Below are 25,351 nucleotides of genomic sequence, written 5' to 3' on the forward strand. Positions count from 1 at the left end.
ATGACGGTTTTCTTTAATTGTAGAGTGCACTATCTCACTATTGTAAAATTATCATCATCCTTAATAGGCACATCAATCATAGTCACTTTTTTTACAGATGCCCGTTTCAATGACTGCATGCAATGAATTAGAAAATTAATTTTGGATTCCTCCCCTTGTATTTCAGCTTCAACACTTCCATCTTCTAAATTCTTCACCCATCCAGTTAATTTCATCCTTAGAGCAATACAATGTATTTCTAAGCGAAATCCTACTTTTTGAACTTTTCCCGAAAAAATAACTTTTTTTCTAATGATCGTACCTGAACCAAACGCTGGAAATTTAATACGATTTGCATGCCAAATGACATACTCTTCTCTAATTTTTTTCATAACACTCATGACTTAACGAACTCCTTATAGTTTATTGCTCAATAATCAAAACCAAAATACATCAAAAGGCTAACTCTCTCTAATAAGTAAGCTAAATACATATTCTCGATTAATACCACTTATCCTTCCTTTGAAAGCAAACTACTTGCTAACTCCAAAAGCTGGCATAATGACAGCTCCCGATCTTGGACCCTGATTTAAAAATCAAAGTACTATTTAATATTGCTGCCAGTCCTCCGGCATTGAAGAGAAATACGGTCATTTCCCCGGTAAAGTCCTCTGCCCTTCATTGGTATTAATAACACCGTTCCGATCATATGCTTTAAAAGAAACCTGAGAAGGAGTGTGAAAGTTTGTTGGGAAAAGTTAAAGTTCGTTTACGGCCCATTGTAAGCAGGATAAATTTACCGACCGCTTTGAAGACAGCTATACTTCCAGGTGACTCAATGGAAGCATTATTTATTGCAACCCAGGTTGGAGAGATTTATTACATAAGAGACGGAAGTTTACGGACTTTTTTAGATATTCGCCCGCGCATTATAAAACTAGGTGCTTCTGGTGGAGGCTATGATGAACGGGGATTGCTAGGGATAGCGTTTCATCCGGAATTTTATTATAACGGTCTGTTTTACCTTCATTATTCGGTAAGTGGAACACAAGGTCCAGGTGCTCTACCTGAATCTATTTCACCAAACCCATGTGATCCTAAAACTTTAAACCTTAAGTGGATAAATAGAAGAACTCAATATGATCATATTGATACGATCGAAGAGTGGATTTTATCTACTAATGGTCAACCTCAAAAACGGCGGACATTACTTAACTTAAGAAGACCATTTTCTAATCATAATGGGGTCAATAGTTTAAACTTTTCACCTGAAACAGGAAAACTTATTTTAACCACCGGGGATGGCGGATCAGGCTATGATCCATTTAATTTAAGCCAGAATGATATGGAAATCGCCGGTAAAATAATTGAGATTGATGTTGTTAAACATACATTTATTCAGAATCCGCCCGCAGTCACACGGTTTCATGAACTTCCCGTACCTATTCAGGAAACACTTACGGTGATTGCCAAAGGGGTACGGAATATACCGGGTATTTCATTTCAAAGGTATTCTAATCAATATATCAAATATGTGGGAAATGTCGGACAGGATTTAGCCGAGTCCATTTTTTCATTCACCCAGAATAAACCAATACCGGTCCCCCTGCTTGTTCAAGCATTTTTAATGAAATCAGAAGTTGAACAAAAAGGATTTATTAACTTTGGCTGGCGAGGATGGGAAGGCATTTTCCCTACTCCGATTATAAGGGATTGCTCTGAAAACCCCACTTTGGATGAGAAATCAATGGCTTTTTATGATGAAGCAGTAAAAGTTTCTGTAAGGCGTCTCCACCCGGTAACCAGTTATTTCCATAAAGATCAAAGGCCCGATAAATTTGGAGGAACGGCACTTACAGGAGTGCAAGCCTATATGGGGAATAGAATCCCCGCTTTATCAGGAAGTGTTGTGTTTACCGATCTTGCCCGGAAAGAAGAATCCGATGCTCCTGCTAGAGGAGTTTTAGCTTATACTAGGATAAGAACAGACTGTAAACTAAACGATTTTAGTGTTATTGAAGCCGATTATGTTTTTGGGACCGAGTCAGCTTATTATGTTAGTTTGGGAACGAATCTGAATCAGTCCACACTTTATTTAGGGGTTTATGGTTCTATGAAAGTGACAGATTTTAACCAAGGGAGCATTTTTGAAATTATCCCCTAATCCAAGATATAGTTAATACAATAAAAAGGGAGTTGCTTCTGCAGCTCCCTTTTAGCCCTTCTTGCTATTTAACTATTACTTTCCCTGCCATTCCTTCCTGGAAATGGTACCTGCATATCAGTTCATATGTACCTGGCTGTTTCGGTTTTACTGTAATTGTTGTTTCTTTTCCTGGCTGGACTTCTGCATCTATTCCAAGCTTTTCCACAGTGAAGGTGTGTTCTTTCTTTCCTTTGTTTTTTAAAATTAACGTTGTCGTTCTATCATTGGAAATTGTAATGACTTTCGGATTAAAGTAATCATCGTTCAATTCGACCTCTATATCTTTCATAATCTCCATTGGTTGTGTGACGGCAACGGTTTTGGCAAGTACGCCGAGTGAGGATGCAGTATTCTCAACCACCATCATTACAAGCAAAACTGCCAATCCTGTTAAACACTTTTTCACAAACATTCGCAAACCCTCCTTTCTTTTACATTATTTTTTCCAATTATAGTTGAATTATTACTATATATTAGGTTCTAACATGTCTTCAAAAGAAACTGGAACTTATCAATCGATCCTTTTTATAAAACTACATTAAGGACTTCCCATTTAACAGCAGGATTTTTCTTCTATATTTTTTCGCAATATTCATAATTAAATCTGTACAAATGAATTTTATTTGTTACCATAGGATTATCTTTATTTCATTACCGTATGACAGATACTTTTGGAGGGGAAAATGATGAATCGTGCTCTTAATTTTAATGCAGGTCCCGCAGTTTTACCGGATGCAGTATTAGCAGAGGCTGAAAAGAACTGGTTAAACTTTCATCAAACTGGTATGGCTGTCATGGAGCTAAGCCATAGAAGCAAAGAATATGAAACCATTCATGAGCAAGCCATATTGTTATTGAGAGAACTCCTATCCATTCCAGACACCTATGAAGTTCTCTTTCTTCAAGGCGGAGCCAGCCTGCAGTTTTCGATGGTCCCTATGAACCTCCTCACAGAAGGGAAAGCTGGCAACTATGTTTTAACAGGTGTATGGGCTGAAAAAGCACTAAAGGAAGCAGAAAAGGTTGGAAAAACTTTCATTTCAGCTTCAAGTAAAAATCAAAGATATAAAACGATCCCTGCAAAAAATATAGAGACATCAGAAGATGCAGCCTATCTTCATATAACAAGTAACAATACCATTTATGGCACTCAATGGCAGAAGTTCCCTTCTAACGAGAGGATTCCATTAGTTGCAGATATGTCTAGTGATCTATTAAGCAGAAAGGTAAATATTGAGAATTTTGATCTTATTTATGCTGGAGCACAAAAAAACCTTGGTCCATCTGGAGTAACGGTCGTTATTATGAAAAAGGAGCTTTTATCAAGATCACGCAGTCATTTGCCGACCATGCTTAATTATAATACTTACGCAGACCACAACTCACTCTATAACACCCCTCCAACACTTGCAATCTATTTACTTAAGCTTGTCCTCGAATGGGCAAAGGGATTAGGAGGATTACCGGTTATTGAAAAAAGGAATGAGGAGAAAGCAAAGATCCTTTATGATGTGATTGATTGCAGCGAAGGATTTTTTTTAGGACATGCCGAAAAGGAAAGCAGATCTAAAATGAATATAGCCTTTAATCTTCATAATGAAGAAAGTGCAAAGAGTTTTCTTCATCAGGCAAAAGAAGAAGGCTTTATTGGTCTTAACGGACACCGGTCTGTTGGCGGGTTCCGTGCTTCCATTTACAATGCAATGCCAGTTGAGCATGTTATACAGCTGGCAGGATTCATGAAAAAGTTCAGAGAATATAACTGAAAATTACTTCTTCTTTTTCAGCTGTTTTATGTTATAATAATTACAAGTTTTTCGCTGCAGGCATAGAGCGCACTGCAGGAGGAACAAAAATTAGTTGAGTCGAGAATAGGAGAGATGAGAAATGAATACGAAAAATCTTGTAGCCCTATCCCTTTTAGTGGGAATGGGAGCGGTATTGCATGCAGTTATGCCGGGCTTTGGTGCTGGTATGAAACCAGATATGATGTTAACAATGATGTTTTTAGGTATTATCCTTTTTCCTGATCGGAAAAGTGTATTACTTTTATCATTAGCAACTGGACTTTTATCAGGGCTAACTACTACATTCCCTGGCGGTCTCTTCCCAAACATCATAGATAAACCAATTACTGCTGCAATTTTCTTCGCGCTTTTCCTTTTATTAAAGAAGTTTCATCAATCAATTATAAGCGCTTCTGTTCTAACTGCTATTGGGACACTTATTTCTGGGATTGTCTTTTTAACATCGGCTTATTTCATTGTTGGTTTGCCTGGTCCATTTGCTGCATTATTCGGTGCAGTTGTACTGCCAGCAACCATCGTCAACACAATTACAATGGTTATCCTTTATCCGATTGCACAATCCATTATGAAACGGACGAAGCTAACAAATCAATCATCAGCTGCTGTAAAGCAATAATAATAAAAAACCCGCTGCCGCGGGTTTTTCATTTTTTATTTAAAACTATGCATAATTACCCCAATAAGCAAAAATCCAATCCCACCTGCTGCTAATGCAGCTGCTCTCCTTCTTAATATATATTTAGGAGGGTATACGACGGGTCTCTTTATCGCTAGATAGAAATGAACACCTCCAGCAATTAATAAAGCCCCAATTGTAAATATGCCTGTCGTTAACCCTGACATTTTTCGTCCCCACCTTTTTTAGTAAATCCACGTTTGTACAATTATTTAAATGTATGCTTGTTTTCATGCAAATATGAACGATACTCTTGACACCTCAAGATAACCCCATATATGATTTTCGAAAAATCCTTCATATTTTAATGAAGGATTTTTCTTTACTTTGTAGTAAAATCTATTTATATAGAAAAGTGAGAGGGGAAAAATCATGAAAGCAAAATCACTGCTCATTGGGTTTATTATTGGTGGAGCTGTGGCTGGAATAAGCACTTTATTATCCGCACCAGCATCCGGCAGAGACTCCCGAAAAAAAATAAAAGAAAAGATAGAATGCATACAAAATCAATTGATAGAATTAAATAGGAAATTTATTCGTGTAAAGGATGCAACAATTCTTGCATCAAAAGAGGGAAAAAAAGAAATTTTAGCTTTTTCTTCTGATGTTAAACAATCGATTAATCAATGGAAGGCTGATATCCTCCCCCATCAGCAAGAACTGCAGAAAGAATTACAAGCCATTGAAATCGCAATCCACGAGCTTGAGAAAAATATAAAGTGAACCTTTAATTAGTTTTAAGTAAGGTCCTACTACTCGTTAATCTGCGATAAATAATAAGAAAGCCTAAGATTTTTATCATTTTCCGCTTTTGTTGAAAAAAAATCCTTTCTTTAATAAAAAAAAGAAGGATTTTTTCTTTTAAAGCAGAAAACAAATATATTAATAAAGTGAAACAGTCATAGCCGGGGATTTATTTAGTTGTTTAATTTCTTGCTGATCTCCTTTTATGCATATACATATTATCCGATTTTACCCATTATAAAAATCATTATATGAATCAATTTCTAAAAATTTTGTAAATTTATATCTTTATTAATTTTTGTTTTATTGGCATAATGTTATTACATACTTAAAAAGAAGGTGATTATTGAATATGAACGATAAATTGTATTCTATAAAGGAAGCAATGATCTTTAGCCAAAGGATTGCTCAATTAAGTAAAGCATTGTGGAAAACGATTGAAAAAGATTGGCAGCAGTGGATCAAACCGTATGATTTAAATATTAATGAACATCATATTTTATGGATTTCCTACCATTTGAAAGGGGCTTCTATTTCTGATGTAGCTAAATTTGGGGTAATGCACGTATCAACTGCATTTAACTTTTCCAAAAAACTTGAGGAACGGGGGTTACTTAAGTTTTCTAAAAAGGAAAGTGACAAGAGAAATACGTATATCGAACTTACTCCTGCAGGTGAAAGTATTTTATTAAGTCTTATGGAAACTTATGATCCTGATAAAAACTCCGTATATTCGGGTGCTAAGCCGTTGCGCGACCTTTATGGAAAATTCCCTGACATTATTGAGATAATGGCGATTGTCAGGAATATATACGGCGATGACTTTATGGAAATCTTTGAAAAATCATTCGCAAACCTGGAAAATGACTTTGTAGAGGAAGAAGGCAAGCTAAGTAAAAAGGAGTATACTCTAGAGGAGAGTGTTTAAATTAAAGATGCCTTCTTAGTTCCTCCATTAGAGAGTGGAATAATTTCTGTTTTATACAGGCATGAATAACATCAACTGCATTTAAATTAGGATGTAAACGCTTCTCAAATTCTTTATAAAGCGGATGAAAATAAACAAACCCTTCCGCTTTCTGTTCTTCCCATTTCATGTTCATTTCTTCACAAAGCTGTTTGAATGCCTTTACGTCCTTTTCTGCAAGTGATTTTTCAACTGCTAATTTATAAAAGGAATTGTTTGGATTTTCAATCACCTTTAAAAGCAGCTTTTGCTGATATTCCAGTTTGTTGATTTTCTCCATCAATATGTAAATATCCACCTTTTTCCTCCATTTAGTTATCACTCAGACCTATTTATAATACTGAATGTCCATGATTTTTCTTCGACAAAATCTATGTTTTTTCCCTATTGATTTTTTCTCTTTTTCATCGTACAGTATCTTAGTAAGTTTTATGGAAATTTATTTTCTCCTTGTGGAGGTATGATTAAATGAATTGCTGGAAGACAATTAATATTAACAAACATTATGGATCACAAAGACTTTTCTTTATGTCTTCCTTAACAATGTTACTAACGTTTATTATTATTTTTGTTCCTGCTCAATATTTGTTTGGGGCAACTTCTTTTTATGATAACTATTTCTTATTATTTATTATATGCTTATGGATCATGTACCCATTTCATAAGCTTCTTCACTATTTGCCGATAGCGCATCTTGGCAATAAAGTAAAAAAAATAGGAACAATGAAATATGGGCTATTACCAATCATTCATGTAAAAGTCAATGAACCAATAGCAAAGTGGAAATTTATCATCGCATTATTTACACCGTTTGTCACGATAAATAGTTTATTGATTTTGGCATGCTTTTGTTTTCCGCATTATGTTCACTATTCTACCATTTTACTAGCTTTTCATGTTGGCATATGTTTCTCAGATTTTGTTTGTGCCAAAAATGTGCTGTCTGCTCCAAATCATTCATATATTGAAGAGAACGATGAAGGCTTTGAGATTTTGCTAAGGAGCAACTATTCTTGATTTAGTTTAAAAGAATTCAGCATGTATTCATAATAATACTTATGGAAACTTAAATACTATCTTTTTTTAGGAATTTTTGTTATTGTAAATAACATATCAAACTTGCATGTCATTTCTTAAATCATCTGACTGTTTAAAGGAGGGAATTTTTCTATGATCTCCATTTTTATAATTTTTGCTGTTTTTATTTTATACAATATTAACAAAATGACAAATTCCCTTTGCCTTCAAAAGGATATCCCTGAAGAACGGCAGCCTAAAGTATTTCGTACAATAAATATTTTAGTGACCATTCTTTTGATATCCTCGTTTGTTGAAATTTTATATGCTTAATTGACAAAGAGAAATGCACAGAGAAAAAGCGGCGGGAATCATCCCACCGCTTTTCTTTGTCCAGCTTCATCGGCTAGGTCCTCGAGGTCATAAGCTGCTCCTCAGTTGAAGGCAAAGTACGCCTTCCTCTGGAGAGCTTCTTATGCATGTCGGACCTGGGCTAGCCGACTTCCCATTCTTTTCTCAGGGCGGATTTACTTTATGTCCCTGTCATTTTCACAGCCATGATGCACCAATGATAATTAGAAGGATAAATAAAACGACTATTAAAGCAAAGCCTCCGCCGATTCCATATCCTGTTCCGCCAGACATAATGTTTCCTCCCTCCTTTTGTTATAGCCAAGCAGCGCCAACAATTATTAACAAGATGAACAACACTACGATTAACGCGAAACCTCCGCCGTATCCGTATCCTGCACCCATGAGAACACCCTCCTTTCATGTTGCTAACATATCCTATTCAATTACCTCCGCGGGCGAATAGGCATCTATCACGACTTATCCAAAATTCTTGCTCCAATAAATCCTTCGAATGAAAGTTACTTTTTATCATACGACTGAACGAATGACTTAGGATAGGTAAAACACACATATTTTCTTGCCCACATTATGGGTTATTGTTTTTGTTCTGCCTGACATTTATGGTATAGTAGGTTTTGTGAAATTGAATATCAACAAATACTATTAGGAGTGTTCAACATGAAAAAATGGATTATTACCCTTTCACTTACTGCTGGGGTTTTAGGATTGAGTGCATGCAACGGCACGAATGGATCTGGAGATGTGGTTGTTGAGACAAAAGCTGGAGATATTTCAAAGGACGAGCTTTATGATGCGATGAAAGAAAAATACGGTGAACAAGCACTTAGAGAGCTTGTCTATGAAAAAGTTCTTACAGAAAAATATAAAGTAACAGATAAAGAATTAAACGAGAAAGTTGATGAGCTTAAGGAGCAGTTAGGTGCTAACTTCGAGCTTGCTCTTCAACAATACGGATACAAAGATGAGGAAGATTTAAGAGCTACATTTAAAACAGGTTTAATGCAGGAAAAGGCTGCCATTAAAGATGTGAAAGTAACAGAAGAAGAAGTTAAAGAATACTACGATAATTACAAGCCTCAAATTAAAGCCCGTCATATATTAATAAAGATTGACGAAGATACAACAGAAGAGGCAGCTAAGAAAAAAATAGATGAAGTCAAGAAAAAGTTAGATGAAGGCGGAAAGTTTGAAGATTTAGCGAAGGAATATTCTGAAGACCCAGGCTCAGCTGCAAATGGCGGCGACCTTGGCTGGTTTGGAGCTGGACAAATGGTTCCAGAATTTGAAGAGGCTGCTTATGCACTGGATGTAAATGAAATCAGTGAACCAGTTAAATCACAGCATGGATACCATATTATCCAAACAACTGAGAAAAAAGAGAAAAAGCCTTTTAAAGAGATGAAAGAAGAAATGGAATATGAAGTTAAAGTTTCTAAACTTGACGGAGCAACAATTGAGAAAGCAATGGAACGTGAATTGAAAGATGCGAATGTAAAAATCAATGATAAAGATTTAAAAGACATTTTAAAGAGCAGCACTGGCACAGGAGATGAAAAGTAATTTCCTTTTCAAGAAAAAAGGTCCCTAACTGGGGGACCTTTTTTCTATTTGGAAGCATACCTAACTTTTATACTCCTCTTCTAGCTTCCTTTTCCTTTTGAATTCTTTCCATGTACACTCTTCCCTCTAGTTCAATGCTTTCATCCTCCAGCTTTCGCTCCTCTGTCCCGGTTCTGAAAGCCATATAAGCACTTATAAGGATCCCCACTACAACAAAATAAACCCAAATTGGAATCGTCATCATCCTGCACATCCCCCCTTATTAAAGGATTGTCCTAGCTTTATTAAAATTTATGCCATTAATCGGAAATTATGATTCTCCTTTTACTTGCTATTCACAAAAATAAACAGCCGCTCCTTCTGAAGGAACGGCTGTAAATATCTATTTATGAAAGGAAGGCTTATAAAAGGAGCGATTATCTAATGCGAATACTCTTTCCGTAAACTCCCCTGGCTTCACTCTATCTAATGCACGGTCAAGCATATTCATCTTCGCGTCAAGATTATCAATATAGTGAAGAATCTCAGCTTCCTTAATCAGCGGGGGCTTCGGACTGCCCCATTCTGCTTTTCCATGGTGGCTTAAAACTAAATGCTGAAGAATGAGCACCTCTTCCCCATTTATTGAAAGTTCATCAGCTGCTTTTCCAATTTCATTGACCATAATGGTGATATGCCCTAATAAATTTCCCTCAATCGTATAAACAGTCGATATTGGTCCTGATAGTTCAATCACTTTGCCTAGATCATGAAGAATGACTCCTGCATATAAAAGGTCCTTATCAAGGCTCGGATAGAGTCCTGCGATTGCTTTAGCTAAATCAAGCATAGAAACGACATGATAAGCAAGACCTGATACAAATTCATGATGATTTTTTGTTGCTGCGGGATACTCAAGAAAGGCTTTCTGGTTCTTTTTAATTAAGTGACGTGTAATTCTTTGGATATTTGGATTTTTCATTTCAAAAATGTATTGCGTTATTTTTCCCATCATTTCATCCGTACCTAAAGGAGCTGTTTCAAGGAAATCTGCTAATTTTACTGGATCAGTTGGAGATGCTGGCCGTATTTGCCGGATTCTTAGCTGATTGCGTCCGCGGTAATTTAAAATTTCTCCTGTCACTCTAACAATCGTTTCTGGACTAAAGCTTTTTTCATCCCCGTCAGACACATCCCAAAGCTTCGCCTCAATTTCTCCGCTTTTATCCTGGAATATTAAAGTTAAGAAAGGCTTCCCATTACTGGCAATTCCTTTCGTTGCATTTTTTATAAGTAAAAACAGTTCAATTTGTTCGCCAACATCATAATAAATGATTCCCTTTGACATACGCTCTTCGCCGCCCCTTCCTCATTATGTCCAGAAAAGCAAGTGATATGAAACTCTTAAACTTACTGAACACGCTAGTTTTATTCAAATAGTATACCATATAAGCGATTGCTCTAACTAAATAAACATAGATTCCGTCAAGACTTTACAGAAAAAACACTAGTCATATCATCTGGATAGATGGGCTTCCTTATTGGTTACATCAATGATCTGCTGTTCCAAAAAATGGCTTAAAAGATACTGGTGACAAGTAAAGAACAATATTTGTGTTCCCGATAAACCTTTCAATAGATTTACCATTTTCTCTGTTCGCTTATGGTCAAAATTAACAAAGCTGTCATCTATAATAATCGGGAGTGAGTATTTTTCATAAACGGTTTCAGCCAATGCCAGTCTTAGGGATACATATATTTGTTCGGATGTTGCCTGACTTAATTCCCTTGCTTCAAATAATGTCCCGCTGCTGCTTTTAATGAGAAAGCCGCTGGTTTCCATCTTCGGATATATTCGCACATATTGCCCATCAGTCAAAAATGAAAGGAATTCCTCAGCCTTGCTAATTATTTTTGGGAGTTTTTCTTGCTTAAATCTTTCGACCGTTCTTAAAAGCAGATCCTTCGCTGCTGCAAATTTCGCCCATTCCTTTGCATCGCTTTCCAATTCATCTTTCATTAATTTATATTTGTGGAGAAGCTCCGTGTATGTTCCCCCTTCTTCAATTAACCCTATTTCATAGTTATCTTCAGCTAGCTTTCTCTGAACTTTTGGAATCTCTTCATCAATTTCAGTTAGCCGTTTTTTCGATTCGATGGCCACATTAGACAGATCCTTCATTAATGAAAATCTCTCCATTTCAGCAGCAGTGAGAGAAGACATTTTAAGATTCATTTCGATAGTCCTTAACTGGTCGTCAAGATAAGCTTTCTTTTTTGATAACATTCCTTTCTCCCGATATTCTTCAAGAGAAATCGTCTGTGCTAAGGTGAGAAGCTGATCAATTTCTTTTTGATATTGCTGACATTTATTCACTAATTGCTGATATTCCTCTTCAAGTTCACCTATCTTGATTTGCAATTCCTGGTGCTTTATTTGTTTTTCTATTTCTTCCTTCAATCTTTTTCTTATCATAAATATGCTTTCCTGTATGGTTGTTCCCTTATTTACAAGAAATAAAGATTGAAGCTCGTTAATTACTGCGATTTTTTCATTTATCTTGGCTGCAGCTGCATGCTGTCTTTCTTTTAGATGCTTTCTCTCTCTAGATATTGACTTTAGCTTCTCAATAAGCAGAAATGCATCCATTAGATATGTAGAAACCACGTTTTGCGGTAAATTGAGCTGATTCCCCATCTCGATTAATTCACTTTCAACTTGTGCTGCCTCAGCACCCCACTCCTCATAGGCGAGAATAATTTTTTCATATTGGTCATTACTTTGTTTCAGCAGTAACTCGCTATGGCGAAGATTCGCCTGCACATCTTCATCCTTTTCCAGCAATGATTCTATTTCAGCGGCATTTCCAATGTCCGACTGATTTATTTTTTTGAGAATAGCGTCCTTTTTCTTTTTTAAATCTGTGATTTCCTCTTCAATATAATAATCATCATTCTTATTTGGGGATTTTTTAGAAAATGTAATGATAGAAAAGGCAATGCCTATCATTCCAATGATAGCTATCAGCCAATTGGAACTCCATAAACCAAATCCTAGAAGAATAGTAAAAAGGCTAAAAAACAAAATTAGCTGGAAGCGCTCCTGACCTTTTTTCGTGAACCTTTCTGCTCTTTTTCTTTCCTTCACTCTCATAAGAGAAGAAAATCTCTCTTGAATATCTGCTAATTCACGCTCAAAGTGCTTTCTTTCCTGAATAAATTCAATGGTTTCTCTAAGCTCTTCCCTTTCATCAAATGAGAGGAGTTCCACATTTAAGGACTCTATTCTAGTTTCAATATCCAAAAGTGTCTGCCGTTCTTCTTCAAAGCGTTCATCTAAAATCTGCTTTTTCTCTTGCAGTCTTCTCTGTTTCCTCTCTACAGCAGACACTCTTTCTTTCATAAATACACTCGTATCAGTGGTCAAGAGCCTCTCTTCTTCAAACGGCAAATGGAGCTTCTCACCTAAAAGAGTTATTTCCTCATCAAGAGTCTGCAACTTCATAGTGAGCTCATTTTCCTCGAGTTTTAGTTTTTCTAGTAATGGAAGACTCTCAATAGCTGCGTGTATTTCATCCTCTTTATCCAAAAGTTCCATTTGCGGCTGCAGCTGTGCCAGCTTACCCCCTAACTCCTCTATCCTAAACAACAAACTACTTCTTTGTGCATTCAGTGGCTGAATCGCGTCTTCTAAGCGATCCAATCTTGCAAGTCCATCAACAGGGAACTGAATGCCTTCAAGAATGCTTGCCTCTTCTTTTAATACTTTATGCTTAAGAAAAGAGGATTGTACTTTTCCCCATTCTTCCATACGCGACAGTTTATTAAGCTCTTTCGATCGTTCTAACTGAAGTTCTTCAAGCTTCCTTTCGAGCAGCTCCCTTTCCTGAAGCATGGACCAGTATTCATCATTTTTTTGTTCCGCCTTTTTTAAATCATGGTAGACTTGTTTAATTTCTTTAAGCTTCTCATTAAGATACGGTTTACTTCCATTTGGCTTAAAGCGGGCTTCTAGCTCTTTTTGGAGTGCATTCTCCGCTAAGAGCAGCCTATCCGTACCTAACGCGCCAGCAGAGAATAAGAATCTTCCTAATTCATCCCCATTCATTTGATGTACATTTTGCAGCCCATGCAAGTTAAATGAAAAGATAGACTGGAACAAGTTTTTATTTATATTTTGAAGAAGTACTTTTAACAGTTCTTCTCCTCCTCTTGTCCCATCCTCAAGGAGGACACTAACATTGCCAGAGGCTTTTCCTTTGACCCGCTCAATGATAGCCCTCCCTTTGTCTGGGAAAACAACTGTTAAACTTCCTCCATATTTGGAAGCATGCTTCGGTTCGTAGCTGAGCTCAGATTGCTGCTTAGTAGGGAATCCAAATAAGATGCTGTGTATAAAAGCCATAATAGTAGACTTACCTGCCTCATTTTCACCGTAAAAAACCTGAAAATCATCCAGATTAGAAAAACGTAAATCTGATAGCTTTCCATATCCATATATATGTATTTCTATAATTTTCACTGTACCACCTCCAATCCTAGTCATTCATTTTTATAGAGGAGCCCTACTAAAATATCCTCAGCATCTGCGGCAATCTTTTTTCTTTCTTCTTTTGATAGTCCGTCAATAAATTTTCTTGCTAAGGGATGTGAGTATAAAAGGGAAAGACTCTCTTCCAATGGATCTAGCTGCTCTGACAGCATAAATAATTCATTGAAAAACTCAGATTCCTGCCCCAACTCTGTTCGATCCCATGCAGTTTTTTCAAGGTACGTTAAGTCTGATATCCACACAAAAGCGTGCTCGTCCTTTTCCTCTTCCCGGAGAATGTCTAATAGTTCCCCATTTGCTATTCCCCTTAGCTCGATTGATGAAAGGGATACGTTATCTAAAATTAAGTGAAGTAACATCCCTTTTTCGTCCATTCTTATTTCCTCAATCGCCCTCTTGCATTCCATTAATACATCATGAAAGGAAATCGCTGAAGAAGCATCGACCACTACTTCCTCCCAAATGACCGATTCCGTTTCTATGAATTCATAGACAGTTCCATGATCAGCCCATTCGACATAGTAACAGCCTTTTCTTCCCTTTTCCTTCCTGCTTCTCCCCTGAATATTACCAGGATAAATAATTGGCGGATCATTGCTTAATTCAGCACGTTTATGAATATGTCCTAAAGCCCAATAATCAAATTCCTTTTCAATTAAGTCGGATAATCGGAAGGGAGCATATTTTCCATGTTCACTGCTCCCTTCAAAGTGACCATGCAAAATACCGATATGCATATCAGCTCCGTGCACTTTCTTATAATCATCAATCATTCTAGTATGGACATGCCTTTTTGGGTAACTAAAGCCATATAAGTGAACAGTCATTCCTTCATTCGTAAATTTCAGCATTTCTGGTTCATGATTAAAGATATGGACATTTTCAGGCATTGGCAGATGTGCCCAATTCCCCATCATATGATCATGATTTCCATGCACAGCATAGACCGCTATATTCTTTTCAGCCAGCCTTTCCATTTCTTTGCGAAAGCGTACTTGAGCACGAATGCTCCGATCAGATGCATCATATAAATCTCCAGCAATAATGACAAAATCTACTTTTTTCAAAATTGCCATATCAATAATTTTTGAAAATGACTCAAATGTGCTTTCCTGAAGCTTTTGAAAAATATTTTGCGGCAAATGCTTTAAACCAACCATTGGGCTGTCCAAATGCAAATCTGCAGCATGAATAAATGTAACTTTTTTCATTTCATTTTCCTCTCGACTCTTTTCCTTCATTTTAACGCATCTAAAAAGCGAATGCACGTTCTTAAAGATGATTTGTCCTAAAAAGATAAAATAAAAAAAGCTCCGTAAACCGGAGCTTCCTTCTACTTATTCTTTGTAAGCTGCAATGCTTTTTTAATATCTTTAAATGAATTTGATTTTCCATACATTAATACGCCGCCCTTATACACTCTTGCACCAAAGATGGCAAGCACAATGATCGTAACAATAAGGATCGCAATACCAAGCAGCGGCTCCCATGCAGGTAATGTCAGCATTCCTACACGCATAAACATCAGCATCGGAGTGAAAAACGGAATGTATGAGGTAATTGTAATAAAGCTTGTTTCTGGCTGATTTAGACCAACCATTGCAATCATAAATCCTGCAACAATCATAATCGTCATTGGGGTAATCATCTGCTGGACATCCTCAATCCGGCTTACGAGCGAACCTAAGAAGGCTGCTAAAGTTGCATATAATAAATAGCCAAGGATAAAGAAGACAACCGCATAAATGATCGTTTGTACTGGAATATCCCCAAAACCGAAGAATTCAAAAAATCCGCCTTGCATTGTTTCTAGGTTTTGCTTCACAAAATAATAGCCAATCAGAAGGAATGCAGCCATTTGTGTTAAACTTAGCAAGGCAATCCCCAATATTTTGGCAAACATTTGCTTAATTGGAGAAACACTTGAAATTAGAATTTCCATTACACGTGAGGATTTCTCTGTTGCAACTTCCATTGCGATCATATTTGCATACATAATAACAGCAAAATAAATAACAAATAGCAGAACGTATACAAGTCCTCGTGCTTGATTTAATTCTTCCTCTGTTTTTGCATTCTCCTCAAGAGCTGTTTTACTAAATGCAACCGGCTCATATAGTTTTCCTAATTGCTCTTGGGATAAATTAATCTGTGTTGCGGCTGCTTGAGTTTTTATTTGCTGCAGCCCTTGCTGTAATGTAACTGGAAGGGTTGAATCCGCAATGCTTCTCGCTCTATAAGAGGCTTCTGGCAATTTCTCATCGTTTAGAGATAGGATGAGCAAACCTTTAAATTCATCACTCTTAACAGCTTTTTCTCCGTCTTTCTCGGAACCTTCAAAAAGCTGCAGGTGAACGTCTTTATTAATTGTCTTTATCTGTTCCTTAAAAGGGGCAAAAAGCTCACCTGACTGGTCAATTACAGCTACTTTTTCACCCTGCTCATCATCACTGAAAGTATCAATAATTTTTGACATATTGGTTAAACCGATAATTAGCACTAAGGTTATGAGTGTAGTAATAATAAATGATTTCGTTTTGATTTTACTAAAATACGTATGCCATAGGATAATCCAAAAATTATTCATAAGAAGCACCTACCTTTTCAATAAAAATATCATTTAATGAAGGTTCTTCGAGAACAAATTTTCGGATAAAACCTTTCCCAACGATTTCCTTTAAAATCCCTTCAGCAATTTCTTCTCCTTCAATTTGCAGATGAATCCCTTCTGTCGTCTGCCGAGATCTTGTAACCCCCGGATAGCTCTTCAAAAATTCCAGGTTAAACTCCGCATGAATGACTAAATTTTTTCTGCCAAAAGCTCGTTTTATTTCCTTTAATGCCCCTTGAACGACAGGCTTTCCTTTATGCATGATGCAAAGATGCTCACACATTTCTTCAACATGCTCCATTCTGTGAGATGAAAAGACAATCGTTGTCCCATTATTTTTTAATTCTAGGACGGCATCCTTCAGCTGCTCAACATTTACTGGATCAAGACCGCTGAATGGTTCATCGAGAATTAATAATTTCGGTTTATGTATCACCGCTGTAATAAATTGAATTTTTTGCTGGTTCCCTTTAGAAAGCTCTTCTACTTTTTTATCTGCGTATTCAGGCACTTTAAAGCGGCTTAGCCAATAATCGAGCTCCTTTAGAACATCTTGTTTATGCATTCCGCGAAGTCTTGCCAGATAAACAATTTGATCCTTTACCTTCAGCTTGGGGTACAAACCTCTCTCTTCAGGCAAATAGCCAATGAGAGGACTCGTTGAATAATCAATTGTTTTTCCATCCCATGTAATATTCCCTTCACTCGCATCTAACAGTCCAAGGATCATTCGAAAAGTAGTTGTTTTCCCCGCTCCATTCGCACCAAGAAAACCAAACATCTCCTTCTCAGGAATCGAGATGGACAGATTATCAACAGCTGTAAAATTCCCAAAACGCTTCGTTACATGTTCAAGCTGTAATCCCATTTGTAAACTCTCCTTTCTTTCACCAATTACTTATACGGATAACATTGGAAAAAGGTTCATTTTCCTGCGGCTCATTCAATAAAATAATTCTTTGCACTCTGTTGAAAATTATGCAAGAATAATAGTAACAATCTGAATTTTAAAAACTGGGGGAATGGAAATGAAAACCTATAAATTAACAGCATTTGAACCGAATGGGGAAAAAGTGTTAGACGAAGCTTTTCAAGCAAGAAATGATGAAGAAGCAAAAGGAATGGGCGAGAAGCTTTTAAGCGAAAAGGGGTTATCTGAAAAAACCCATCGCTGTACATCACCAGCAGGAAAACTTATTTTATTTCACAGATAAATGACACAAAAAAACAAAGAGTGACTGGCCGCTCTTTGCTTTTTTTTGCGATCTACTTCCCGATAAAAACAGGTCTCCGCTTCTCCAGGAATGCCTGAATTCCTTCCTGATGATCCTTCGTCTTACGCATGTTATGCTGGCCTTCTTTCTCTAGTTCAAGCACTCTTAATAATTGCGGCGTATTTTTTTCTGCAAGGATTGTTTTTGTTTGGATCATTGCTTGAAGGGGGCTGTTCAGTAATTGCTGCAGCTTGATTTCTAGTGCTTCATCCAGTCCTTCAGCAACATCATGGATAAGTCCGAGCTGATATGCCTCTTCAGCTGATAATGGCTTTCCCTCCCAGATGAGATGCTTTGCTTTATCCTCACCAAGGCGCTTTTCTAAGAAGTAATGACCCCCGCCATCTGGAATTAAGCCAATTCCAATAAAGTTCATTGCTAGCTTACTAGCTTGATCAGCGATTATGTAATCCGTTGCTAGAGCAATGCTTAGACCAAGACCTGCAGCAGCACCTGTTATGGCACTAATTGTTAGCTTCGGCATTGTATAAAGAGTGACAACAACTTCACTAATACAATCCATTACAATTGGGAAGTCCTCTTCCTTTGCCTCAAGGAGCATCGTCTTAATATCTCCGCCGGAGGAGAATGCTCGCCCTTTCCCTCTTAGAACAACAATATCCACCTCACTGGATTGGCTAATCTCCTTTAATGTCACGGCTAATCCTTTTAGCATTTCTACATTTAAAGAATTTAATGATTCAGGTCTGTTTAATTCAACTATTGCTACACGGCCATTTACATTCAATTGCACTGTATCCGTTTTAAATTCAATTGTCATAATATTCCCTCCTTTAATCTTTCTTCTCCATTATATAAAATATTATTATTTTTAAAAAGTTTTATTTTAAAAATTCTAAATATTAAACAAAAAATTGACCGTCGCATATTGTGTACGGTCAATTTTTTTAGTATATTAGTTCGTTCCAGCGTAATTTTTATGAACCTGGTCTCTTAATGCCATTTTGAGGAACTTCCCTACAGATGTTTTTGGTATCTCCTCAAGGAAAAGAATATCATCTGGAATCCACCATTTTGCAAATTGTGGTTTTAAGAATTCATAAAGCTCTTCTTTTTCTACTTTTCCTTTATAGGCTTCTTTTAAAACGACACAGGCGACTGGGCGCTCCTGCCATTGCTCGCTCGGAACTGCAATAACTGCCGCCTCGAATACGGCTTCATGGGCCATCAGGGCATTTTCAAGATCAACCGATGAAATCCATTCACCGCCGCTTTTAATGAGATCCTTTGTCCGATCAACGATTTTCATAAACCCTTCCACATCTATGGTTACAACATCCCCCGTATATAGCCAGCCATCACGGAAAGCATCGGACGTTCTCTCATCCTTGTAATATTCTGAGGCAATCCACGGACCGCGAATGGCAAATTCGCCCATCTCTTTGCCGTCCCAAGCGACCTCTCCGTCCTTGCCGACAACCTTCATTTCGAGACCTGGCACAAGAATTCCCTGCTTCGCTTTAATCTCAGCCTTCTCATCATAGGATAGATCTTCCTGATAGCTTTTGAGTGTTGAGATAACGACTAGCGGACTCGTTTCTGTCATGCCATACGCATGCATAAAAGGAATATTATGCTTTTGCTCAAAAGCTTTGATCATCCCTTTTGGAGCAGCTGAACCACCGCATAGTACAGACCTGAGCGAGCTCATATCATACGTATTTTCTTCCAGTTCTTTCAGAAGACCTAGCCAAATGGTTGGAACACCTGCTGTAATCGTAACCTTTTCAGCTTGAATGAGCTCAGCTAGCAGCTTTGGTGTAAAATAAGGACCAGGCATCACGAGATTTGTCCCAAACCATACTGCCGCGAACGGCAATCCCCATGCATTCACATGGAACATTGGGACAACAGGCATAGCTATATCCTTTTCGCTCACAGCTGCACTATCAGCCATTCCTAATGCCATACTGTGGAGAACAATGCCTCGATGGGAATAAACGACTCCTTTTGGATTGCCAGTTGTTGCTGATGTATAGCACATGCCTGCAGGTGAATTTTCATCCAAATCATCCGGGTATTCATATTCCCCTGTTGCTTCAGCTAGTAATTTTTCATAATGATAAACATTTGAAAGTGACGTTTCGGGAAGTTCATGCTCATCTGTCATAATGACAAATGCCTTAACTGCTGGAATCTTGTCCTTGATCGCCTCGATTAATGGCAAAATATCCGAATCAATTAAGAGTACTTTATCTTCTGCATGATTAATGATGAAAACGATATGCTGCGGGGAAAGACGAATGTTAATCGTATGAAGAACCGCCCCGCTGCACGGAATTGCAAAATATGCTTCCAAGTGGCGATGGTGATTCCATGCAAGTGTACCTACTTTATCTCCTCTTTCCACACCAAGCTTTTGGAGAGCTTCAGCAAGTTTTCTAGTCCGGTCAGCTATTTGCTTGTATGTAAATCGCTGGATACCACTGGCTGTTCGTGAAACAACCTCTTTTTTTGGAAAAAACCTCTCTGCCCTGTTTAACATTTGCGTCATTGTCAAAGGTGTTTGCATCATCATATTTGATTCCTCCCTTTTTAAAAGCGCTTACATCTCCAAAGAAGTTTATGAATATTTGTACCTACAATATTCTCTTTTTATAAGGAAAACCCTTTATTTTTTATTGAAGATTCTGAAATATCAACAATGCTTTCGTTAGGGATTTTATTTAGTGGTGATTATCTCAATCTATTACGATTTTCGGTTACCTTCTTTTTAATGGTGCATAAAAAAATCCCTGCCACATTTAGGCAAGGGATTCTTCGGTATTAAATAGTTCACTTATGATGTTCAGTTTATCTTCTGTATATTTTTCAAAGCTGTCATTATATGTTTTCGGATCCTTAGGATTGGCAAAATGAGTGATCTTGCCTGTTTGAGGATGAATGAATTTACTTGCTGCTCCACAGCCAAGACCAATGATTGTCTGCTGCTCCTCCATAATCATAATATTATAGATGCTATCCTGATTCGGGAGGGCATACCCGACATTTTCCAGGTTGCCGAGAATATTTTTCTGTCTGTACAGGTAGTATGGTGTATACCCATGTTCTTTCGTCCAATCTTCAGCCATATTCATCATGTTTTCAATCTCTACCCGATCAGCAACTTTATACTTTTCCTTATTGCGCGTCATTTCTGATGCACGCTTGAAGGAAAGTGTATGAACAGTGAGTGATTCAGGCATCAATTTTTCTGTTTCATGTAAGCTATTTGCTAATTCAGAAACTCCTTCACCAGGCAAGCCAATAATTAAATCCATATTAATATTATTCATGCCCATTTCCCGTGCTAGATGAAACTTTTCAATTGTCTCCTCTACCGTGTGGTGTCTTCCGATCGCCTTTAATGTTTCCTGCGTATATGACTGTGGATTAATACTGATCCGATCAATTTTCCACTTTTTCAGGACTTCAAGTTTTTCAGGAGTTATCGTATCCGGTCTCCCGGCTTCTACCGTAACTTCACGAATCTTATCTACATCAGGGAAGGAATCATACATTTCCTCATATAGCATATCCATCTCTTCAGCTGTAATGCTTGTCGGTGTGCCTCCTCCATAATAGACGGTTGTAATTCTAATGTTGTTCTCTTTGAGCCATTCCCCAACCTTTCTCATTTCATAATGCAGTCCACCTAAGAAGGAATCAACAGATCCCTGCCGCCCATTAATCGCATAAGCGGGAAAAGTACAATAGGCACACTTCGTCGGACAAAACGGAATGCCGATATAAATACTTACTTCATTTTGCAGCTCATAAAGGTCAGGAACAACAGATAGCTGCCGATCTACGATTTGCTGCATCAGCTGAATTTTTTCATCCGTTATTAAGTACTCATCCTTCAGCTGCTGATGGGCAATAGACTTTGGTGTTTTCTTTTGCATCTGGCGGTGAAGAAGCTTCGTCGGCCGGATGCCTGTTAGAATTCCCCATTTCTGCGTAATGCCAGTCCAATCCTGAAGCACGGTCAAATATACATGGGCAACAGCATGCTTCACCTGTTTGAAATGCTCTTTTTCTGTTGAAGCTGGCGTAAGCTCTTTTTCATAAGAAGCTGATATACTTTTGTCCTCTGTGTCTATAAGAATGCCATTCACATGAATAGTCTTGCTAATTTCCACTTTAAATTCTATATTTAAATCTTTCTGATCAAGCGGCTCGAAAAATATCTCACTTTCCTCAAAAAATAAATTCGCGATCAGCTGAAGCGGACGCTGAAAGCGTTCATCTTCTAATCCTTTAATTGAAATATGCAAAATAATCACCTTTTATTAGATATAATGAAACTACCATCATCTTTGTTAAGAGGATGGCAGCTTAAATGTCGTGTATAAACCTCTTTAAGTGTACAGAAATGACTATACAAGGTCAATTGTTTATAGCTGGGAGGTAAATTCAGAAATATAATTGTGATTCTAACGATTTATATGCGAAATTTAGAATATATCTACGAAATTTAAAATATATCTACGAAAACAGCTGATTTATCTCCGAAATTTATAACTTATCGATTTTTCGACAACATCAACTGGCAAATCAAAAGAAGAGCCGATCTCTACGATCAGCCCTTCGCCAGAGCATTTATTTCAAAATATTCATTTTCTTCAAAAACTCAATCGGCTGCTGTTTTCTGAAGTGCTCCTTCACCATGTAGGTGACTCCCTGCTGGTCATTCGGACGAGTGATCCAGTCAGCAGCTTTTTTCACTTCTGCAGGTGCATTTCCCATTGCTACACCAAGCCCGGCAGCTTCGATCATTTCCAGGTCATCAACTCCATCACCAATGACCACCATTTCATTGCGGCCAATTCCTAATCGTTCGCCTAAATACAATAATCCATTAAGCTTTGAAACTCCTGCTGGCATAATATCCATTCGAAGCTCATTTAATTGAATCATGTCAACTTCCCCGAACATGCCTTTTATGGCTGTTTTAGCATCTATGAGATCTGATTTATCCTCAAAATACACTTCTATTTTAGGCGGTGTGACCGGTTCTTCGAGAATTGTCTCGCTAACCGAATCCACAAATTGCTGTGAATAAAAAATCGGATCACCTGAAGAAAAGACCGTCTTTGCCAGCATATTATGATTTAGCTTCGATTTATTTGCCAACGCAAATTTCTCATGCACTAATCGAATTTGGCTTGGAAATCCCTCAAGTAATCGAACAAGTTCATAAGTAACATCCTCGGCTAACCGTTTAACAAATATCGGCTTCTCCTCTTGTCCTGCAATATAAGCTCCGCTATGGGCAACAAGAAGTGTATTTAGCTTTAATGCTTTTGCCACCTTTTTAGCAGATGGGTAGCTTCTTGCAGTCACTAAGGTCACATAAATTCCTTTCTGCTGCACATATTCAATGGCTTCTTTTGTAGATTTATGAAGTCTTCCATTCGATTGAAGGAGTGTTCCGTCAATATTAACAGCTAACAGCCGATAGATCATCTCATTGCCCCCTATTCCTGGTGTAAATATCTCTACTACACTTTTATGAGAAAATAAAAAGGAATAGAACAGGACATGGACAATAACACGATTTAAATAATATCACTTCATGTATCCCACTTATCAAAACGAAAGGGATAATTTCTTATGAAAAATTTACCACTATAAACAATGCATAAATAGTGATTATTATTTTAAAAATAGAAATGTAGCTACTAAAACACCAAAGGAGATGATTTACATGGCAAGTAACAACAGTTCAAATCAGCTTTTAGTACCAGGCGTTTCTCAAGCAATTGATCAAATGAAGGTAGAAATCGCATCAGAATTTGGCGTAAATCTTGGTCCAGAAACATCTTCAAGAGCAAATGGTTCTGTTGGTGGAGAGATTACAAAGCGTCTTGTTCAAATGGCTGAACAGCAGCTTGGCGGAAGATTTTAAATAAACCTATACTAAAATAAAAAACAACCGTTCCTAAGTGGAGCGGTTGTTTTTTGCTAACTGTCTTATTGTACGGATCCGTAAAGCTCTTCTAAAGGCTTCATTATTATTTTGTTCATTTCGGCAATAACCATGCTCATTCGCTGCTCTGCTTCCATCAGCTTAGAAATTTTAGCATTTTGCTGTACGAGTGCGACAGATTTTTGTGCCTGCATAACTTCTTCTTCCGAAATATCCTGTCCCATCATTTGTTTCTGCTGCAGCTGCAATTGGATGTTTCGGAAGTTTTCAAACATATCCTTTGCAGATTTGTCTGCGTTTACTTCATCATAAGCCTGCTTTAAAAGGCTGTATTCTTCACTTTGTCTAACAGACTTCTCAAGCTCGTACGCTGAATCGTATAAATTAACTGGCATGTATGACACTCCTTATTCTAAACGAGAATGACTTCAATATAACAAACTATGTTACGAAATGCGAGAAATTACACGTTAGTTCATAAGAATGGCAAGAATCCCTTGAAAAAGTCCAATGATACCGCCAAGTAAGGCGCCTAAAAATGTAATCATTTTTAATTCCTTATTGATAATTGTCATGACCATTTCCTCTAGCTGCTCTAAAGAGAACGTTTCAACCTGCTGGCGGACAATTTCTTGGAGGCGAAGTCTTTCCATTAAATTATCAATACGGTTTGACAGCCATTCCATAAAAAACTGTACACCATTATTTGCAACGGTTTCAACGATTTCTGTTCGAAAGGATGCCGTTAATGTGGACAGAGGCGTTTGGAGTACTTGCTCCAAATTCAGCAATTTCCTTACATTGTTTTTAATCATTGTGAGGATGTCATCTTTTTTAAACTGATTTTCAATCTTCTCAGCTTCCCATTCAAGGACATTGTTCCATTCCTTTTTAAGGAGAGCTGTAATCATTTCTGCAGTTCCTTCATTTTTCAGAAACTTAATGATTTCCGGCTGAATTTTATCAGCGATGTTCATATTCCCCATAAACATTTGCATCATGTTTCCAAGAACACCGCTTCGTTCCTTTAGAAAATCATCTGCCATTTTTTGAATCCGCCGATTTCCTTCATAGCTTGAGAAATAGTCGACCCCTTTTTGAATAATAAATTCACTAATGACAGGAAGTTTTGCATCCACCTTTTCAATCATATTTTCAGGAATAATCATCCTTAATGATTGATGACGATATTTTTCCATTATCCTTTCATATTTTTTATCAATCATTTCGTTTATGCGAACTTCTGCTTTCACATGTATATCTGTTAACCCTAAAGTTTCGAGCAGCTCAGCAGGAGTCTTTTCCGAACAAATAAAGTTTTCCATCTCTCGCTGAACAAAACCAGTCATTTCTCTTTGGAAGGTCTCGTTTAGAAATTTTTTCTTTATTCCTTCAGGTGTTAATAAATGACGAGTAACAACTTTTCCCATCTGTTCAGCAAGCTCATCTTGTCTCTTCGGAATTAAGCCTGGTGTAAAAGGGACTCTCCATTTGCCGATATATAAAGTTTTATATGGCCTAAAGAGCATTTTAATCGCTAAATAGTTGGTAAAGCCTCCGATAATCGCCCCTATTGCGATCATCATCGTAATTGTCAGTGCTATTTGCATAAATTTTTACATCTACCTTCCATCTGGGCTTTCGCACCAATTTATCATTTTATTCATATGA

The 25,351-nt window shown here is 37.4% G+C and carries 28 protein-coding genes; 10 read left to right on the forward strand and 18 right to left on the reverse strand.

What is annotated here, in order from left to right; genetic code table 11:
* Positions 1–29: 29 nt before the first annotated feature.
* The gene (locus tag C1726_RS03570) at positions 30–380 is read right to left on the reverse strand and encodes an acylphosphatase (protein ID WP_102271911.1); all 351 of its coding nucleotides are present in this window, start codon (positions 378–380) and stop codon (positions 30–32) included.
* Positions 381–727: 347 nt separating this feature from the next.
* Between C1726_RS03570 and C1726_RS03575 the strand changes: the two genes are divergently transcribed.
* Positions 728–2,143, forward strand: coding sequence for a PQQ-dependent sugar dehydrogenase (locus tag C1726_RS03575; RefSeq protein ID WP_102272348.1), 1,416 nt, complete (start codon positions 728–730; stop codon positions 2,141–2,143).
* A gap of 64 nt (positions 2,144–2,207) precedes the next feature.
* Here C1726_RS03575 and C1726_RS03580 read toward each other — a convergent pair whose 3' ends face one another.
* Entirely contained in the window at positions 2,208–2,597 is a 390-nt protein-coding gene (locus C1726_RS03580) for a cupredoxin domain-containing protein (protein ID WP_102271912.1), read from the reverse strand.
* Between the two features lie 274 nt (positions 2,598–2,871).
* On the opposite strand from C1726_RS03580, the gene serC reads away from it, so the two are divergent.
* A complete protein-coding gene (gene serC / locus C1726_RS03585; protein WP_102271913.1) occupies positions 2,872–3,951 on the forward strand; it encodes a 3-phosphoserine/phosphohydroxythreonine transaminase in 1,080 nt (359 codons plus the stop codon).
* 121 nt (positions 3,952–4,072) lie between these two features.
* Complete coding sequence (locus C1726_RS03590; RefSeq protein ID WP_102271914.1) at positions 4,073–4,609, forward strand: tryptophan transporter; 537 nt, start codon at positions 4,073–4,075, stop codon at positions 4,607–4,609.
* A gap of 35 nt (positions 4,610–4,644) precedes the next feature.
* Here C1726_RS03590 and C1726_RS03595 read toward each other — a convergent pair whose 3' ends face one another.
* On the reverse strand, positions 4,645–4,836 hold the full coding sequence (locus C1726_RS03595) for a hypothetical protein (protein ID WP_102271915.1): 192 nt from the start codon (positions 4,834–4,836) through the stop codon (positions 4,645–4,647).
* 205 nt (positions 4,837–5,041) lie between these two features.
* On the opposite strand from C1726_RS03595, the gene C1726_RS03600 reads away from it, so the two are divergent.
* Together C1726_RS03600 and C1726_RS03605 are read left to right on the forward strand one after the other, a co-directional pair.
* Complete coding sequence (locus tag C1726_RS03600) at positions 5,042–5,392, forward strand: YtxH domain-containing protein (protein ID WP_102271916.1); 351 nt, start codon at positions 5,042–5,044, stop codon at positions 5,390–5,392.
* 373 nt (positions 5,393–5,765) lie between these two features.
* A complete protein-coding gene (locus tag C1726_RS03605) occupies positions 5,766–6,341 on the forward strand; it encodes an HTH-type transcriptional regulator Hpr (RefSeq protein ID WP_102271917.1) in 576 nt (191 codons plus the stop codon).
* 1 nt (position 6,342) lies between these two features.
* On the opposite strand, the gene C1726_RS03610 is transcribed toward C1726_RS03605, so the two are convergent.
* Entirely contained in the window at positions 6,343–6,678 is a 336-nt protein-coding gene (locus tag C1726_RS03610) for a DUF1878 family protein (protein ID WP_235822689.1), read from the reverse strand.
* 170 nt (positions 6,679–6,848) lie between these two features.
* Between C1726_RS03610 and C1726_RS03615 the strand changes: the two genes are divergently transcribed.
* Entirely contained in the window at positions 6,849–7,397 is a 549-nt protein-coding gene (locus tag C1726_RS03615; protein WP_102271918.1) for a DUF3267 domain-containing protein, read from the forward strand.
* Between the two features lie 153 nt (positions 7,398–7,550).
* Positions 7,551–7,730 carry a hypothetical protein gene (locus tag C1726_RS26495; RefSeq protein WP_102271919.1) on the forward strand — a complete coding sequence of 60 codons (180 nt, stop codon included), beginning with the start codon at positions 7,551–7,553 and terminating at the stop codon, positions 7,728–7,730.
* 216 nt (positions 7,731–7,946) lie between these two features.
* Here the strand turns inward: C1726_RS26495 and C1726_RS03625 are convergent, their stop codons facing one another.
* Positions 7,947–8,042: a YjcZ family sporulation protein gene (locus C1726_RS03625; RefSeq protein WP_102271920.1), complete on the reverse strand. Its 96-nt coding sequence runs from the start codon at positions 8,040–8,042 to the stop codon at positions 7,947–7,949.
* Positions 8,043–8,063: 21 nt separating this feature from the next.
* On the reverse strand, positions 8,064–8,153 hold the full coding sequence (locus C1726_RS03630; protein WP_075209110.1) for a YjcZ family sporulation protein: 90 nt from the start codon (positions 8,151–8,153) through the stop codon (positions 8,064–8,066).
* A 276-nt stretch (positions 8,154–8,429) separates the two neighbouring features.
* On the opposite strand from C1726_RS03630, the gene C1726_RS03635 reads away from it, so the two are divergent.
* Complete coding sequence (locus tag C1726_RS03635; protein ID WP_102271921.1) at positions 8,430–9,332, forward strand: peptidylprolyl isomerase; 903 nt, start codon at positions 8,430–8,432, stop codon at positions 9,330–9,332.
* Between the two features lie 67 nt (positions 9,333–9,399).
* Here C1726_RS03635 and C1726_RS03640 read toward each other — a convergent pair whose 3' ends face one another.
* From C1726_RS03640 to C1726_RS03665, 6 genes are all read right to left on the reverse strand, one after another.
* Complete coding sequence (locus tag C1726_RS03640; protein WP_102271922.1) at positions 9,400–9,576, reverse strand: sporulation YhaL family protein; 177 nt, start codon at positions 9,574–9,576, stop codon at positions 9,400–9,402.
* A gap of 138 nt (positions 9,577–9,714) precedes the next feature.
* Positions 9,715–10,659, reverse strand: a complete 945-nt coding sequence (gene yhaM, locus C1726_RS03645) for a 3'-5' exoribonuclease YhaM (RefSeq protein WP_102271923.1) — start codon at positions 10,657–10,659, stop codon at positions 9,715–9,717.
* Between the two features lie 168 nt (positions 10,660–10,827).
* Entirely contained in the window at positions 10,828–13,833 is a 3,006-nt protein-coding gene (locus tag C1726_RS03650) for an ATP-binding protein (protein WP_102271924.1), read from the reverse strand.
* Positions 13,834–13,853: 20 nt separating this feature from the next.
* The gene (locus tag C1726_RS03655) at positions 13,854–15,074 is read right to left on the reverse strand and encodes a metallophosphoesterase family protein (protein WP_102272350.1); all 1,221 of its coding nucleotides are present in this window, start codon (positions 15,072–15,074) and stop codon (positions 13,854–13,856) included.
* A gap of 122 nt (positions 15,075–15,196) precedes the next feature.
* Positions 15,197–16,450: an ABC transporter permease gene (locus tag C1726_RS03660; protein WP_102271925.1), complete on the reverse strand. Its 1,254-nt coding sequence runs from the start codon at positions 16,448–16,450 to the stop codon at positions 15,197–15,199.
* A complete protein-coding gene (locus C1726_RS03665) occupies positions 16,443–17,342 on the reverse strand; it encodes an ABC transporter ATP-binding protein (protein WP_102271926.1) in 900 nt (299 codons plus the stop codon). The genes C1726_RS03660 and C1726_RS03665 overlap by 8 nt, the downstream gene beginning before the upstream one ends.
* Before the next feature lie 160 nt (positions 17,343–17,502).
* Between C1726_RS03665 and C1726_RS03670 the strand changes: the two genes are divergently transcribed.
* Positions 17,503–17,688: a YhzD family protein gene (locus tag C1726_RS03670; RefSeq protein WP_102271927.1), complete on the forward strand. Its 186-nt coding sequence runs from the start codon at positions 17,503–17,505 to the stop codon at positions 17,686–17,688.
* A 52-nt stretch (positions 17,689–17,740) separates the two neighbouring features.
* Here C1726_RS03670 and C1726_RS03675 read toward each other — a convergent pair whose 3' ends face one another.
* The 4 genes from C1726_RS03675 to C1726_RS03690 form a co-directional block, all read right to left on the reverse strand.
* Positions 17,741–18,529 (reverse strand): enoyl-CoA hydratase, encoded by a 789-nt coding sequence (locus tag C1726_RS03675; RefSeq protein ID WP_102271928.1) that lies wholly within the window; start codon positions 18,527–18,529, stop codon positions 17,741–17,743.
* 135 nt (positions 18,530–18,664) lie between these two features.
* Entirely contained in the window at positions 18,665–20,284 is a 1,620-nt protein-coding gene (locus C1726_RS03680) for a long-chain fatty acid--CoA ligase (protein WP_180968120.1), read from the reverse strand.
* 229 nt (positions 20,285–20,513) lie between these two features.
* Complete coding sequence (locus tag C1726_RS03685; RefSeq protein WP_102271930.1) at positions 20,514–22,025, reverse strand: coproporphyrinogen III oxidase; 1,512 nt, start codon at positions 22,023–22,025, stop codon at positions 20,514–20,516.
* Positions 22,026–22,350: 325 nt separating this feature from the next.
* On the reverse strand, positions 22,351–23,217 hold the full coding sequence (locus C1726_RS03690; protein WP_102271931.1) for a Cof-type HAD-IIB family hydrolase: 867 nt from the start codon (positions 23,215–23,217) through the stop codon (positions 22,351–22,353).
* A 241-nt stretch (positions 23,218–23,458) separates the two neighbouring features.
* Between C1726_RS03690 and C1726_RS03695 the strand changes: the two genes are divergently transcribed.
* On the forward strand, positions 23,459–23,659 hold the full coding sequence (locus tag C1726_RS03695) for an alpha/beta-type small acid-soluble spore protein (protein ID WP_053475138.1): 201 nt from the start codon (positions 23,459–23,461) through the stop codon (positions 23,657–23,659).
* A 65-nt stretch (positions 23,660–23,724) separates the two neighbouring features.
* Here the strand turns inward: C1726_RS03695 and C1726_RS03700 are convergent, their stop codons facing one another.
* Together C1726_RS03700 and C1726_RS03705 are read right to left on the reverse strand one after the other, a co-directional pair.
* Entirely contained in the window at positions 23,725–24,075 is a 351-nt protein-coding gene (locus C1726_RS03700) for a YlbF family regulator (RefSeq protein ID WP_102271932.1), read from the reverse strand.
* 75 nt (positions 24,076–24,150) lie between these two features.
* Complete coding sequence (locus tag C1726_RS03705) at positions 24,151–25,290, reverse strand: DUF445 domain-containing protein (protein WP_102271933.1); 1,140 nt, start codon at positions 25,288–25,290, stop codon at positions 24,151–24,153.
* Positions 25,291–25,351 lie beyond the last annotated feature (61 nt).

It is taken from the genome of Cytobacillus massiliigabonensis, from assembly GCF_900199725.1.
In the GTDB taxonomy this organism is placed as follows: Bacteria; Bacillota; Bacilli; order Bacillales; family Cytobacillaceae; genus Cytobacillus; species Cytobacillus massiliigabonensis.

Excerpts from the sequence above, each read along its gene's own strand:
- C1726_RS03590 (WP_102271914.1), top strand. The coding sequence starts at position 4,073 with ATGAATACGAAAAATCTTGTAGCCCTATCCCTTTTAGTGGGAATGGGA.
- C1726_RS03600 (WP_102271916.1), top strand. The coding sequence starts at position 5,042 with ATGAAAGCAAAATCACTGCTCATTGGGTTTATTATTGGTGGAGCTGTG.
- C1726_RS03640 (WP_102271922.1), bottom strand. The coding sequence starts at position 9,576 with ATGATGACGATTCCAATTTGGGTTTATTTTGTTGTAGTGGGGATCCTT.
- C1726_RS03635 (WP_102271921.1), top strand. The coding sequence starts at position 8,430 with ATGAAAAAATGGATTATTACCCTTTCACTTACTGCTGGGGTTTTAGGA.
- C1726_RS03615 (WP_102271918.1), top strand. The coding sequence starts at position 6,849 with ATGAATTGCTGGAAGACAATTAATATTAACAAACATTATGGATCACAA.
- C1726_RS03660 (WP_102271925.1), bottom strand. The coding sequence starts at position 16,450 with ATGAATAATTTTTGGATTATCCTATGGCATACGTATTTTAGTAAAATC.
- C1726_RS03670 (WP_102271927.1), top strand. The coding sequence starts at position 17,503 with ATGAAAACCTATAAATTAACAGCATTTGAACCGAATGGGGAAAAAGTG.
- C1726_RS03605 (WP_102271917.1), top strand. The coding sequence starts at position 5,766 with ATGAACGATAAATTGTATTCTATAAAGGAAGCAATGATCTTTAGCCAA.
- C1726_RS03580 (WP_102271912.1), bottom strand. The coding sequence starts at position 2,597 with ATGTTTGTGAAAAAGTGTTTAACAGGATTGGCAGTTTTGCTTGTAATG.
- C1726_RS03700 (WP_102271932.1), bottom strand. The coding sequence starts at position 24,075 with ATGCCAGTTAATTTATACGATTCAGCGTACGAGCTTGAGAAGTCTGTT.
- C1726_RS03675 (WP_102271928.1), bottom strand. The coding sequence starts at position 18,529 with ATGACAATTGAATTTAAAACGGATACAGTGCAATTGAATGTAAATGGC.
- C1726_RS03680 (WP_180968120.1), bottom strand. The coding sequence starts at position 20,284 with ATGATGCAAACACCTTTGACAATGACGCAAATGTTAAACAGGGCAGAG.
- C1726_RS03690 (WP_102271931.1), bottom strand. The coding sequence starts at position 23,217 with ATGATCTATCGGCTGTTAGCTGTTAATATTGACGGAACACTCCTTCAA.
- C1726_RS26495 (WP_102271919.1), top strand. The coding sequence starts at position 7,551 with ATGATCTCCATTTTTATAATTTTTGCTGTTTTTATTTTATACAATATT.
- C1726_RS03625 (WP_102271920.1), bottom strand. The coding sequence starts at position 8,042 with ATGTCTGGCGGAACAGGATATGGAATCGGCGGAGGCTTTGCTTTAATA.
- serC (WP_102271913.1), top strand. The coding sequence starts at position 2,872 with ATGAATCGTGCTCTTAATTTTAATGCAGGTCCCGCAGTTTTACCGGAT.
- yhaM (WP_102271923.1), bottom strand. The coding sequence starts at position 10,659 with ATGTCAAAGGGAATCATTTATTATGATGTTGGCGAACAAATTGAACTG.
- C1726_RS03705 (WP_102271933.1), bottom strand. The coding sequence starts at position 25,290 with ATGCAAATAGCACTGACAATTACGATGATGATCGCAATAGGGGCGATT.
- C1726_RS03630 (WP_075209110.1), bottom strand. The coding sequence starts at position 8,153 with ATGGGTGCAGGATACGGATACGGCGGAGGTTTCGCGTTAATCGTAGTG.
- C1726_RS03655 (WP_102272350.1), bottom strand. The coding sequence starts at position 15,074 with ATGAAAAAAGTTACATTTATTCATGCTGCAGATTTGCATTTGGACAGC.
- C1726_RS03595 (WP_102271915.1), bottom strand. The coding sequence starts at position 4,836 with ATGTCAGGGTTAACGACAGGCATATTTACAATTGGGGCTTTATTAATT.
- C1726_RS03665 (WP_102271926.1), bottom strand. The coding sequence starts at position 17,342 with ATGGGATTACAGCTTGAACATGTAACGAAGCGTTTTGGGAATTTTACA.
- C1726_RS03570 (WP_102271911.1), bottom strand. The coding sequence starts at position 380 with ATGAGTGTTATGAAAAAAATTAGAGAAGAGTATGTCATTTGGCATGCA.
- C1726_RS03695 (WP_053475138.1), top strand. The coding sequence starts at position 23,459 with ATGGCAAGTAACAACAGTTCAAATCAGCTTTTAGTACCAGGCGTTTCT.